Genomic DNA, 13,448 nt, shown 5'->3' on the forward strand with positions numbered 1-13,448 from the left:
GCGCGTAGGATATTGATGACGCGCGGTTATGTCAACCTCATCTGAATTGGCGAATGTATCTCCAAATGATTGATTTGCTTGAAATTTTTCGATTCGGCTGAAGAAAAAATGTAACGGCGGACCTTTATGAACCATAAGCGATTGCCCGCAAATGAACCTTCGCCCCAAAGGTGAATCGGCCAATGGATCGTGTTTGATCGACAAAATCCCGCAACAACGCTCCAACTTCCCGCAAAATTCATGAATCTGCAAATTGGATCGAACTTTCGGCCTATGGGCCGCGCAGCTGTTTTGGCGGGGTTGGCGTTCGCGGGCACCGTTGTAGCGCAGATACGCCCTGAGACCATTTCGTCAGGTCTCGAGAATCCATGGGGCGTTGCCTTCTTGTCGGATGGCCGGTTCGCGGTGACCGAGCGAGCCGGTCGTTTGCGGGTGATTGCCGCGGACGGAAAAATCAGCCCCCGGTGACCGGGCTGCCCGCGATTGCGGCCGGCGGCCAGGGTGGCCTGCTCGACGTGCTGGCGGATTCAGGCTTCGAAAAGAACCGCACGCTGTACTTCTGTTTTTCCGAACCCCAGGCAGGGGGCTCGGCCAACGGTACTGCGCTGGCACGCGCACAGCTTTCTGAAGACGGCGCGAAGCTGGAGAACCTGCGCATCATCTTCAGCCAGCAACCCAAGGTGGCCAGCCGCAACCACTTCGGCTGCCGCATCGTCGAGGCGCGAGACGGCACGCTGTTTCTCACGCTCGGCGACCGATACAGCCGCAAGGAAGACGCGCAGAAGCTCGACAGCCATATCGGGAAGGTCGTGCGCATCGCAAAGGATGGAACCGTGCCCAAGGACAACCCGTTCGTCGGCAGGGCGGGTGCGCTGCCCGAGATCTGGAGCTACGGCCACCGCAATGGCCAAGGCGCGGCGCTTGCGCCCGATGGCCGTTTCTGGATGACGGAGCATGGTCCGCAAGGCGGCGACGAAATCAATGTGCCGCAGGCCGGCCGCAACTACGGCTGGCCGGTGATCACCTATGGCGAAAACTACGGCGGCGGCAAGATCGGCGACGGCCTCACCTCCAAGGACGGCCTGGAGCAGCCGCTGCACTACTGGGTGCCGTCGATTGCGCCATCGGGCATGACGTTTCTGACCAGCGACCGCTATGGCGCAGCGTGGAAGGGCAACCTGTTCGTCGGGTCGCTCAAGTTCGGCTACCTCGACCGCATCGAACTGAAGGACGGCAAAGTGGCTGCCGAGCACAAGCTCCTGGCCGACGGCAGGGCACGCATTCGCGACGTGAAGCAGGGGCCGGACGGTTTGCTCTATGTGCTGACCGACGAATCCGACGGCAAGCTGCTGCGCCTGCGGCCGAATTGAGTTTGCTCTTCAGCCGGGGCAGCCCGGCAGAGGCAGCGTGGGCAGCATGCGGCGCCAGAGCCGCATCCACTCGGGCCAGTCATGGCCGCCCTCGGTCGTGAACACGCGGCCCTCCGGCAGCGCCGCGGCCAGCAGCCGGTGGCTGAAGGCAAAGCGGTCGTCGATGCCATAGCCCAGGTAAAGCGGCGGGCGCGCGCCGAACGTGGCGCTGTGGCCGACGTAGCCGCGCAGCCATTGCCAAAGCTGCGTTTCGCTCGGCGTTCGCGGGTCGCTGCCTGGCGGAGCGTCCAGCGGCCCGGTCCAGCGGGCCACGCCGCCTGCATTGGCGATGTCCAGGCTGAGCGCGCGTTCCCCCAGATAAGGCGCGATGGCCACCAGGCCGGCCAGTTCGCCGGGGTGGGTTTGCGCATAGAGCAGCCCACCGAAACCGCCGACGGAAATGCCGACGATCCAGATCGACTTGTAGCCCTTGCTGCGTGCCGGTGCCATCACGTCCTTGCTCAGTCGGTCGAGAATGGTCTTGTTGTTGTAATAGCCGAGGTGCGCATCGACCAGCATGGCGTCCACCGCAAGCCTGTTGTCGCCCAGTGCCTTGACGAAACCTTCGCGCGTGAATTCGTTCGGGTGCGAATAGGCGCCGGGCAGCAGCACCAGCAGCGTGTCCGCGTTCGACGTGCAGCTGCTCTTTTCGAGCGTGCTCTCCAGCGGCGTGTTGGCCGTTCGCATGCCGCCGCAGCCGGAGACCAGGAGCACGGCGCAAAAACTCAGCAGCAAGAGAGGGCGCCGCGCCGAAAGGCGCCAGTAAAAGATCCGCATCCAGCGGAGTCTAGGTGCACGGCTTTTCGGTGGTACGGTCTAGCCCAATCAATTTTCATCTGAAAGAATCAGTTCATGCTGCTCGACGCCTCGCAATCCCAACTCGTGCTGATCGACTACCAGGCGCAACTGATGCCTGCGATCTTCGAGGCCGATGCCGTGTCGCAGAACGCCGTGCGCCTGGGCAAGATGGCGCGCCTGCTCGAGGTGCCGGTCTGGGGCACCGAGCACAACCCGTCGAAGCTTGGCGAAACCGTGCCCGACATTCGCGCGCTGTACCAGCGAACCTTGCCCAAGATGCATTTCAGCGGCATGGAGGAGGGGCTTGGCGAATGGCTGCGCGTGCCGCCAAAGGCACCGCAGGGCAATGCCCGCAGCCTGCCGAAGCACCTGCAGAAGCCTGCTGCCGCAGCCGAAGAGCGCAACACCATCGTGGTTGCCGGCTGCGAGGCGCATGTGTGCCTGCTGCAGACCGCACTCGATCTGCTGGAAGACGAATTCGAAGTTTGGGTGGTGACCGACGCCTGCAGCTCTCGCACCGAGCGCAATCGCGACGCGGCCTTCGACCGGTTGGCCGGCGCGGGCGCCGAACTGGTGACCACCGAGATGGTCGGGTTCGAGTGGCTGCGCACGGCCGAGCACCCGGCATTCCCCGAGCTGCTGAAGATCATTCGATAACGACTTTGCGTTCGGCCCCGAGCGCGCCGGGGCCGGGGCGACGCGGGCGACACCTGATTGTCCGGCGCGTCAGCTTGCTGCAAGATCGATCTCCATAATTATGAATTCAGTTTTAGGCGGCGCTGATCGCCGGAACTGATTTCCATAACCAGGAGACATCGCAGATGAGCCGCTACGAAGAGTTCTATCGCCAGTCGGTGGATGCGCCGGAGGCGTTCTGGGCCGAGCAGGCCAGGCTGATCGATTGGAAGACGCCGCCGGTCCAGGTTTTGGACGCCAGCCAGCCGCCATTTGCCCGCTGGTTCGTGGGTGGAACCACCAACCTGTGCCACAACGCGGTCGACCGGCACCTGGCCGCACGTGGAGACCAACCCGCGTTGATCTTCGTGTCGACCGAAACCGGCACTGAAAGAACCTACAGCTTCCGCGAACTGCACGCCGAGGTGCAGCGCACCGCGGCCAGCCTGGTCGAGTTGGGAGTGGGCAAGGGTGACCGGGTGCTCATCTATATGCCGATGATCCCGGAAGCCGCGTTCGCCATGCTGGCGTGTGCGCGGATCGGCGCGATCCATTGCGTGGTTTTCGGCGGCTTTGCCAGCGGCTCGCTGGCGGCGCGCATCGAGGACGCAGAACCCAAGGTGGTGGTGAGCGCCGATGCCGGCTCGCGCGGCGGCAAGGTCATTGCGTACAAGCCGCTGCTCGACGAGGCCATCCGGATTTCGAAGCACAAGCCGGCGGCCGTGCTGCTGACCGATCGCGGCCTGGCCCCCATGACGCTCACCGCCGGCCGCGACCATCTGGCTGCCGAGCTGAACCTGAAGCACGGCGGCACCGAGGTGCCGTGCACCTGGCTGGCCGCTACCGACATCAGCTACACCATTTATACGAGCGGCACCACCGGCAAGCCGAAGGGCGTGCAGCGCGATGTCGGCGGCTACGCGGTGGCGCTGGCCGCCAGCATGAAGCACATCTTTGACGGACGGCCGGGCGAAACCTATTTTTCGACCAGCGACATCGGCTGGGTGGTGGGGCATAGCTACATCGTCTACGGGCCGCTGATCGGCGGCATGGCCACCCTGATGTACGAGGGCCTGCCCACGCAGGGCATCGACAAGCAGCCCGACGGCGGCATCTGGTGGCGCCTGGTCGAAAAGTACAAGGTGACGGTGATGTTCAGCGCGCCCACCGCGGTGCGCGTGCTCAAGAAGCAAGACCCGGCGCTGCTGAAAAAGTACGACCTGTCGAGCCTGCGCGCGCTGTTCCTGGCGGGCGAACCGCTCGACGAGCCCACCGCGCGGTGGATTGCCGACGGACTGGGCGTGCCGATCATCGACAACTATTGGCAGACCGAATCTGGCTGGCCGATCATCACCATTGCCAACGGCGTCGAGAAAAAGCCGAGCAAGTTTGGCAGCCCCGGCGTGCCGATGTACGGCTTTCGCGTGAAGATCCTGCACGAGTCCACCGGCGAGGAGCTGACCGGCGCCAACGAGAAGGGCGTGGTCGTGATCGAAGGCCCTACGCCGCCGGGCTTCATGCAAACCGTGTGGAAAGACGACAAGCGCTTCGTCGACACCTATTGGAAATCCATACCCGACAAGATGGTCTATTCGACCTTCGACTGGGGCATTCGCGACGAAGACGGCTACTTCTACATCCTCGGCCGCACCGACGACGTGATCAACGTGGCCGGCCACCGCCTCGGCACGCGCGAGATCGAGGAAAGCATCTCGGGCCACGCAGGCGTGGCCGAGGTGGCGGTGGTCGGCGTGGCCGACGCGCTCAAGGGGCAGGTGGCCATGGCGTTTGTCGTTCCCCGGGACGGCGGGGCGGTTACCAATGCCGATGCGGCGCTGAAGCTCGAGGGCGAGATCATGAAAGTGGTGGCCGACCAGCTCGGCGCACTGGCACGGCCGGCGCGCGTGCGCTTTGTGAACGGGCTGCCCAAAACCCGCAGCGGCAAGCTGCTGCGGCGGGCCATCCAGGCCGTGTGCGAGCAGCGCGACCCGGGCGACCTGACCACCATCGACGACCCCGCCACGCTGCAGCAGATCAAACAACTACTTTCTTCTGACTGAATGAGCAAGGCCTATCTTGCGAAGTTGCGCCGAGCCGTCATATGTCTGACGTGGCACAATGCCAAGGTACTCAGGCCCTTCCCCAGCCACAGTCGCATCCGCCAACCGGTTCAGCCGTGTCGCGGAAGGTTTCTTAACCAGCTAGTGCTTCCTTCAGGGAAGCGAAGGTCAGCGGAATATGAGCGATTCATCTACGCCATCGGCGTACACCGCCTATCAAGGCAACACCTACCTCTTCGGCGGCAATGCGCCCTATGTCGAGGAGATGTACGAAAACTACCTTGCCAACCCTGGCAGCGTGCCTGACAACTGGCGCTCGTATTTCGACGCGCTGCAGAACGTACCCGCCGTCGACGGCACCAATGCGCGCGACGTGCCGCACCAGCCGGTCATCAACGCCTTTGCCGAGCGTGCCAAGCAGGGCACCACCCGCGTGGTCCAGGCCAGCGGCGCAGACTCCGAACTCGGCCGCAAGCGCACCGCCGTCCAGCAGCTGATTGCCGCCTACCGCAATGTCGGCGCCCGCTGGGCCGACCTCGACCCCCTCAAGCGCGCCGAGCGCCCGGCCATTCCGGAACTCGAGCCCTCGTTCTACGGCTTTACCGACGCCGACCTCGAGACGGTGTTCAACACCAGCAACACCTTCTTCGGCAAAGAGACCATGTCGCTGCGCGACCTGCTCAATGCCCTGCGTGAAACGTACTGCGGCACCATGGGCGCCGAGTACATGTACACCACCGACCAGAACCACAAGCGCTGGTGGCAGCAAAAGCTCGAAAGCGCCCGCACCAACCCCAAGCTGACGGCCGAGCAGAAGAAGCACGTGCTGAACCGCCTGACCGCGGCCGAAGGCCTCGAGCGCTTCCTGCACACCAAGTACGTGGGCCAGAAGCGCTTTTCGCTCGAAGGCGGCGAGAGCTTCATCGTCTCGATGGACGAGCTCATCAACCAGGCCGGCATCAAGGGCGTGCAGGAAATCGTGATCGGCATGGCCCACCGCGGTCGCCTGAATGTGCTGGTCAATTCGCTGGGCAAGCTGCCGGCCGACCTGTTCGCCGAGTTCGACCACACCGCCCCTGAAGACCTGCCGAGTGGCGACGTCAAGTACCACCAGGGCTTCAGCTCGGACGTGACCACCCCCGGCGGCCCGGTGCACCTGAGCCTTGCGTTCAACCCCTCGCACCTTGAAATTGTGAACCCCGTGGTCGAAGGCTCCGTGCGTTCGCGCATGGACCGCCGCGCCGACCCGCAGGGCAAGCAGGTGCTGCCAGTGCTGGTGCACGGCGACGCGGCCTTCGCGGGCCAGGGCGTGGTGATGGAAACGCTGGCGCTGGCGGAAACGCGCGGCTACTTCACCGGCGGCACGGTGCACATCGTCATCAACAACCAGATCGGCTTCACCACCAGCGACCCGCGCGACAGCCGCTCGACGCTGTATTGCTCGGACATCGTCAAGATGATCGAGGCGCCGGTGCTGCACGTGAACGGCGACGACCCGGAAGCCGTGGTGCTGGCAACCCAGCTCGCCCTTGAATTCCGCATGGAGTTCCAGAAGGACGTGGTCGTGGACATCGTCTGCTTCCGCAAGCTGGGCCACAACGAGCAGGACACCCCCTCGCTCACGCAGCCGCTCATGTACAAGAAGATCGCCCAGCACCCCGGCACGCGCAAGCTGTACGCCGACAAGCTGGCCGCTCAGGGCCTTGGCGACACGCTCGGCGACGACATGGTCAAGGCGCAGCGTGCCGCCTTCGACGAAGGCAAGAACACCATCGACCCGGTGCTCACCAACTTCAAGAGCAAGTACGCGGTCGACTGGAGCCCTTACCTCAACAAGAAGTGGACCGACGCCGGCGACACGGCCATTCCGTCCAGCGAGTGGAAGCGCCTGGCCGAGAAGATCACCACGGTGCCGGCCGGCTTCACGGTGCACCCGCTCGTGAAGAAGGTGCTGGACGACCGCGCCGCCATGGGCCGCGGCGACGTGAACGTCGACTGGGGCATGGGCGAGCACATGGCGTTTGCCTCGCTGGTGGCCAGCGGCTACCCGGTTCGCCTGTCGGGCGAAGACTGCGGCCGTGGCACGTTCACGCACCGCCACGCCGTGCTGCACGACCAAAACCGCGAGAAGTTCGACGAAGGCACCTACACGCCGCTGCAGAACGTGGCTGAAAACCAGGCACCGTTCGTCGTCATCGACTCCATCCTGTCGGAAGAAGCCGTGCTCGCGTTCGAATACGGCTACGCCTCGAACGACCCCAACACGCTCGTTATCTGGGAAGCCCAGTTCGGGGACTTCGTGAACGGCGCGCAAGTGGTGATCGACCAGTTCATCGCCTCGGGCGAAGTGAAGTGGGGCCGCGTGAACGGCCTGACCATGATGCTGCCGCACGGCTACGAAGGCCAGGGCCCCGAGCACAGCTCGGCACGCCTGGAGCGCTTCATGCAGCTGAGCGCGGACACCAACATGCAGGTGGTGCAGCCGACCACGGCCAGCCAGATCTTCCACGTGCTGCGCCGCCAGATGGTGCGCAACCTGCGCAAGCCGCTGGTCATCCTCACGCCCAAGTCGCTGCTGCGCAACAAGGATGCAACGTCGCCGCTGTCCGAGTTCACCAAGGGCAGCTTCCAGACGGTCATTCCCGACAGCAAGGGCCTGAAGGCGGAGAAGGTCAAGCGCCTGATCGCGTGCTCGGGCAAGGTCTACTACGACCTGTCCAAGAAGCGCGAAGAGCAGGGCAACGACGACGTGGCCATCATCCGCGTCGAGCAGCTCTATCCGTTCCCGCACAAGGCCTTTGCCGCCGAGATCAAGAAGTACCCGAATCTCGTCGACGTGGTCTGGTGCCAGGACGAGCCGCAGAACCAGGGTGCCTGGTTCTTCGTGCAGCACTACATCCACGAAAACATGCAGGAAGGCCAGAAGCTCGGCTACTCCGGCCGTGCCGCGTCGGCATCGCCAGCGGTCGGCTACTCGCACCTGCACCAGGAACAGCAGAAGGCGCTGGTCGATGGCGCATTTGGCAAGCTCAAGGGCTTCGTGCTGACCAAGTAATCAAAAGCCTCTTTTCACACGAACACCTCAAGAACAAAACGGAGCTCACTCCAAATGTCTATCGTAGAAGTCAAAGTCCCCCAGCTTTCCGAATCCGTGGCCGAAGCCACCATGCTCACCTGGAAGAAGAAGGCCGGCGAAGCCGTCGCCGTCGATGAAATCCTGATCGAGATCGAAACCGACAAGGTTGTGCTCGAAGTGCCCGCGCCCTCGGCCGGCGTGCTGGCTGAAATCGTGCAGCCCGATGGCGCCACCGTGGTGGCCGACCAGCTGATCGCGAAGATCGACACCGAAGGCAAGGGCGCGGCCGCCGCACCCGCGGCAGCGCCCGCTGCAGCTCCGGCGCCCGCCGCTGCACCGGCCCCTGCGGCCGCTGCCGCAGCCGCCGGCGGTTCGAAGTCGGACGTTGCCATGCCCGCCGCCGCCAAGCTGCTGGCCGACAACAACCTGAAGACCAGCGACGTGGCCGGCACCGGCAAGGACGGCCGCGTGACCAAGGGCGACGTGCTCGGCGCCGTGGCTTCGGGTGCCAAGCCCGCCGCCACCGTGGCCGCACCGGCCGCCAAGCCTGCGCTGCCGCAAGTTTCCGCACCCAGCGGCGCGGCCGACCTGGGCGAACGCCCAGAGCAGCGCGTGCCGATGAGCCGCCTGCGCGCCCGCATTGCCGAGCGCCTGCTGCAATCGCAATCGACCAATGCCATCCTGACGACGTTCAACGAAGTGAACATGGCGCCCGTGATGGAACTGCGCAAGCGCTTCCAGGACAGCTTCACCAAGGAACACGGCGTGAAGCTCGGCTTCATGAGCTTCTTCGTGAAGGCCGCGGTGCATGCGCTGAAGAAGTACCCGGTGATCAACGCATCGGTCGACGGCAACGACATCCTGTACCACGGCTACTTCGACATCGGTATTGCCGTCGGTTCGCCGCGCGGCCTGGTGGTGCCCATCCTGCGCAATGCCGACCAGATGAGCTTTGCCGACATCGAGAAGAAGATCGCCGAATATGGCAAGAAGGCGCAAGACGGCAAGCTCGGCATCGAAGAGATGACCGGCGGCACGTTCTCCATCTCGAACGGCGGCACCTTCGGCTCGATGCTTTCGACCCCGATCATCAACCCGCCCCAGTCCGCGATCCTCGGCGTGCACGCCACCAAGGACCGCGCTGTGGTCGAGAACGGCCAGATCGTCATCCGCCCGATGAACTACCTTGCCATGAGCTATGACCACCGCATCATCGACGGCCGCGAAGCCGTGCTGGGCCTGGTCGCCATGAAGGAAGCGCTGGAAGATCCGTCGCGTCTGTTGTTCGACATCTGAGGAGACTGAATCAGATGGCAAACAAACAATTCGACGTCATCGTCATCGGCGGCGGTCCCGGCGGCTACATTGCCGCCATTCGCGCCGCGCAACTCGGCTTCAACGTCGCGTGTATCGACGAGTGGAAGAACGGCAAGGGCGGCCCGGCACCGGGCGGAACCTGCACCAACGTCGGCTGCATTCCGTCGAAGGCGCTGCTGCAATCGTCGGAGCACTTCGAGCAGGCTGGCCACCACTTTGCCGACCACGGCATCAAGGTCGAGGGCCTGGGCCTCGACATCGACAAGATGCTGGCCCGCAAGGACCAGGTCGTGAAGCAGAACAACGACGGCATCCTGTACCTGTTCAAGAAGAACAAGATCAGCTTCTTCCATGGCCGCGGCTCGTTCGTGAAAACCGACGAAACCGGCTATGAGATCAAGGTGGCGGGCGCCGCCGAAGAATCGATCAGCGGCAAGCACATCATCGTGGCCACGGGCTCCAACGCCCGCGCATTGCCCGGCACGCCTTTCGACGAAGAGAACATTCTCTCGAACGACGGCGCGCTGCGCATCGGCGCGGTGCCGAAGAAGCTGGGCCTGATCGGCTCAGGCGTCATTGGCCTGGAGATGGGCTCGGTGTGGCGCCGTCTTGGCGCCGAAGTCACGGTGCTGGAAGCGCTGCCGACGTTCCTCGGCGCGGTCGACGAGCAGATCGCCAAGGAAGCCAAGAAGGCCTTCGACAAGCAGAAGCTCAAGATCGAACTCGGCGTCAAGGTCGGCGAGATCAAGTCGTCGAAGAAGGGCGTGAGCGTTGCCTGGACTAACGCCAAGGGCGAAGCCCAGACGCTGGAAGTCGACAAGCTGATCGTTTCGATCGGCCGCGTGCCCAACACCATCGGCCTGAACGCCGAAGCCGTAGGCCTGAAACTGGACGAGCGCGGCGCCATTGCCGTGGACGACGACTGCAAGACGAGCCTGCCCAACGTGTGGGCCATCGGCGACGTGGTTCGCGGCCCGATGCTCGCGCACAAGGCCGAGGAAGAGGGCGTTGCGGTTGCTGAGCGCATTGCGGGCCAGCACGGCCACGTCAACTTCAACACGGTTCCGTGGGTCATCTACACCAGCCCCGAGATCGCGTGGGTCGGCCAGACCGAGCAGCAGCTCAAGGCCGCGGGCCGCGCCTACAAGGCCGGCACCTTCCCGTTCCTGGCAAACGGCCGCGCACGCGCACTGGGCGACACGACCGGCATGGTCAAGTTCCTGGCCGATGCCGCAACGGACGAGATCCTCGGCGTGCACATCGTGGGCCCGCAAGCCAGCGAGCTGATCTCCGAAGCCGTGGTGGCCATGGAGTTCAAGGCCAGTGCCGAAGACATCGCACGCATCTGCCACGCGCACCCGTCGCTGTCGGAAGCCACGAAGGAAGCGGCACTTGCCGTGGACAAGCGTACGCTGAATTTCTGATCCATTGACCAGCGTCAAAGAGGCCTATGAGGCGGAACTCGCGGTGCGCGGGTTCCAGAGCGATCCCGCGCAACTGCGCGCCGTGGAGGCGCTGGATCGCTGCGCGCGGGAGTGGGCCGGCTACAAGGCCCAGCGCTCCAACGCGCTGAAGAAGTTCATCAACCGGCCGGAGCTCCCGCGCGGCGTCTACATGTATGGCGGCGTCGGGCGGGGCAAGAGCTTCCTGATGGACTTGTTCTTCAACGCCGTGCCGCTGCGTCGCAAGACGCGCCTGCACTTTCACGAGTTCATGCGCGAGGTGCACCGCGAGCTGCGCGAGCTGCAGGGCACGGTCAATCCGCTCGACGAGCTTGGACTGCGTATTTCCAAGCGCTACAAGCTGATCTGCTTCGACGAGTTCCACGTCGCGGACATCACCGATGCGATGATTCTTCATCGGCTGCTGGTGTCGCTGTTCGAGAACGGCGTGGGCTTTGTCACCACCTCCAATTTCAGGCCCGACGACCTCTACCCCGGCGGGTTGCATCGCGACCGCATCCTGCCCGCGATTGCACTGCTGAACGAAAAGCTCGAAGTATTGAGCGTGGACAACGGCACCGACTACCGGCGCCGTACGCTCGAGCAATTGCGCATGTACCTCACGCCCAACGATGCGGCGGCCGAGAAGGAAATGCGCAAGGCTTTCGACAAGCTGGCCGAAACAGCCGACGAAAACCCGATCCTTCACATCGAGCAGCGCGAGATCCGGGCAAGGCGCAAGGCAGGCGGCGTGGTCTGGTTCGACTTCAAGACGCTCTGCGGCGGACCGCGCTCGCAGAACGACTATCTCGAAATAGCCAGCCAGTTCCACACGGTGCTGCTCTCCGACGTGCCGCACATGCCGGTGCGCATGGCTTCCGAAGCACGCCGTTTCACCTGGCTGGTCGACGTCTTGTACGACCGGCGCGTCAAGCTCATCATGTCGGCTGAGGTGCCGCCGGAGGCGTTGTATACCGAGGGTCCGCTGGCGCATGAATTCCCGCGCACGGTTTCAAGGCTCACCGAAATGCAATCGAGCGAATTCCTCTCCTTGGAGCGCCGGATCGTCGACACTCGACTGACATGAAAAATATCGTTTTTGCCGTGCTGATGAGCTTGGGCAGCCTGCCGGTCTGGGCGCAGTCCAATGCGGCCGCGGGCACTGCCGACTTCGAAGCCGAACGCAGCAGGCTGGCCGCCGAGCGCGCAGCCATCGAGGCACGCTTCGAAAAGGAGCGCGCCGCCTGCTATCAAAAGTTCGCGGTCGAAGATTGCCTGCGCGACAGCCGCAGGCGCCGCCGCACCGAAACCGATCACATCAAGCGCCAGGAAACGGCCATCAACGACATCGAGCGCCAGCGCCGCGGTGCCGCCGAGCTCGAAAAGCTCGACCAGAAGGCCGCCACGCGGCGCCCGCAAGACACGCCCGAGAAGCAGGACGAGTCCCGCCAAGCGCAAAAAGACCGCGAGCAGCGCGCTGCCGACCACGCGGCAAGCCGTGCCGCCACCGCCGCCGAGGCGGACGAGCGCCGTCGCCAGCTCGAGGCCAAGCAGAGAGCGAACGCCGAAGACCAGGCCAAGGCCGCCCAGCGCCGCGCCGAAGCACCGGCGGAGGTCGAGCGCTTCGAGAGCAAGCAGCAGAAGGCCGCGGAGCGCCGGGCCAGCCGCGAACGGCAGAACGCCGATCGGAGCAAGCCGCGCGGTGCGCCTTTGCCCCCACCACCACCGGCATCGCCGGCGTCGTCTCCTTCTCGTTAGGCGCCGGGGCCGAGCGAGCACCGCTCGGCGTCGCAGGTCAGGCTTCGGCTGGCAGCGCTTCGAGTTTCAACACCGCAATGGAGATGTTGTCGCCCGTACCCCGGGCGCGGCGGCGCGCCTCGCCCACGAGTATTTCAACCGCGTCGCGCGGCGGCTCCGCATACAGCACGCTGGCCAGTTCCTCGGGGCTGAAGTAATGCCAGAGCCCGTCGCTGCACGCCATGAGCAGGTCGCCAGGCTGCATTGCCGGAATGTAGTGCGGCTCGATCGGCGGCGGAGTCGTTGTCATGCCCAGGCAGCCCAGGAGAATGTTGCCCTTGGGATGGACGTTGGCCTCGGCTTCGCTGATTTCGCCGCGGTCGATGAGCACCTGCACATACGAGTGGTCGCGCGTGCGCGTGACGAGCTCGCCGTCCTGGAAGTGATAGATGCGGGAGTCGCCGGCATGAATCCACGCGCAGTCGCCCCTGGGGTTCATGAGAAAGGCCGCCAGCGTGCTGTGCGGCTCCTGCTCGCTCGACAGCGCAGTGAGCTTGATGACCGTGTGCGCGTCTTCCAGCAGTTGCCGCAGCACGGCCGTGGAACTGTCGCGATCGGGGTGGTAGCGGGTGAAGAGCTGGCGCGCCGTCATCAGCACCTGGTCGGACGCCTTGCGCCCGCCGCTGCGCCCGCCCATGCCGTCGGCAATGACTCCCAGCATGCAGCCCGGCACGCGCGGGTGGCTCATCATCAGCACCTGGTCCTGCTGGTAGGGGCGGTCTCCCTTGTGGAGGCCTGTGGCGGCGGCAAGTCGAAAGCCTAGGGTCATGAGCGCAATGCGCCGATGGCGCGCTTTCTGTCTTCTCGTGGATTCGTGTCAGGACGTATTATCGAGCGAACACGAGTGCGCGCGGAATACGCTCGCATCGCCCAC

9 protein-coding genes and 1 pseudogene are annotated in these 13,448 nt (G+C 64.4%); 8 read left to right on the forward strand and 2 right to left on the reverse strand.

Annotation, left to right across the window (positions count from 1 at the left end; all coding sequences use genetic code 11):
• The first annotated feature begins 273 nt into the window (after positions 1–273).
• A pseudogene (locus M0765_RS21575) lies at positions 274–1,370 on the forward strand (PQQ-dependent sugar dehydrogenase).
• A gap of 9 nt (positions 1,371–1,379) precedes the next feature.
• Here M0765_RS21575 and M0765_RS21580 read toward each other — a convergent pair.
• A complete protein-coding gene (locus tag M0765_RS21580; protein WP_258505835.1) occupies positions 1,380–2,186 on the reverse strand; it encodes an alpha/beta fold hydrolase in 807 nt (268 codons plus the stop codon).
• A 75-nt stretch (positions 2,187–2,261) separates the two neighbouring features.
• Here M0765_RS21580 and M0765_RS21585 point away from each other — a divergent pair, with 75 nt between their 5' ends.
• The 7 genes from M0765_RS21585 to M0765_RS21615 all read left to right on the forward strand — a co-directional run bounded on the left by M0765_RS21585 (position 2,262) and on the right by M0765_RS21615 (position 12,535).
• Entirely contained in the window at positions 2,262–2,864 is a 603-nt protein-coding gene (locus M0765_RS21585; RefSeq protein WP_258505836.1) for an isochorismatase family protein, read from the forward strand.
• Positions 2,865–2,989: 125 nt separating this feature from the next.
• Positions 2,990–4,942: a propionate--CoA ligase gene (locus tag M0765_RS21590; RefSeq protein ID WP_258508382.1), complete on the forward strand. Its 1,953-nt coding sequence runs from the start codon at positions 2,990–2,992 to the stop codon at positions 4,940–4,942.
• 178 nt (positions 4,943–5,120) lie between these two features.
• A complete protein-coding gene (locus tag M0765_RS21595) occupies positions 5,121–7,997 on the forward strand; it encodes a 2-oxoglutarate dehydrogenase E1 component (protein ID WP_258505837.1) in 2,877 nt (958 codons plus the stop codon).
• Between the two features lie 54 nt (positions 7,998–8,051).
• Positions 8,052–9,314 carry a 2-oxoglutarate dehydrogenase complex dihydrolipoyllysine-residue succinyltransferase gene (odhB, locus tag M0765_RS21600; protein WP_258505838.1) on the forward strand — a complete coding sequence of 421 codons (1,263 nt, stop codon included), beginning with the start codon at positions 8,052–8,054 and terminating at the stop codon, positions 9,312–9,314.
• A 14-nt stretch (positions 9,315–9,328) separates the two neighbouring features.
• Positions 9,329–10,759: a dihydrolipoyl dehydrogenase gene (lpdA, locus tag M0765_RS21605; protein ID WP_157613537.1), complete on the forward strand. Its 1,431-nt coding sequence runs from the start codon at positions 9,329–9,331 to the stop codon at positions 10,757–10,759.
• A gap of 4 nt (positions 10,760–10,763) precedes the next feature.
• Entirely contained in the window at positions 10,764–11,864 is a 1,101-nt protein-coding gene (zapE, locus tag M0765_RS21610; RefSeq protein ID WP_258505839.1) for a cell division protein ZapE, read from the forward strand.
• A complete protein-coding gene (locus tag M0765_RS21615; protein ID WP_258505840.1) occupies positions 11,861–12,535 on the forward strand; it encodes a hypothetical protein in 675 nt (224 codons plus the stop codon). The genes zapE and M0765_RS21615 overlap by 4 nt, the downstream gene beginning before the upstream one ends.
• Before the next feature lie 37 nt (positions 12,536–12,572).
• Here the strand turns inward: M0765_RS21615 and M0765_RS21620 are convergent, their stop codons facing one another.
• Positions 12,573–13,343, reverse strand: a complete 771-nt coding sequence (locus M0765_RS21620) for a PP2C family protein-serine/threonine phosphatase (protein WP_258505841.1) — start codon at positions 13,341–13,343, stop codon at positions 12,573–12,575.
• Positions 13,344–13,448 lie beyond the last annotated feature (105 nt).

Origin of the sequence: Variovorax sp. S12S4, assembly GCF_023195515.1 — a bacterium.
GTDB lineage: Bacteria > Pseudomonadota > Gammaproteobacteria > Burkholderiales > Burkholderiaceae_C > Variovorax.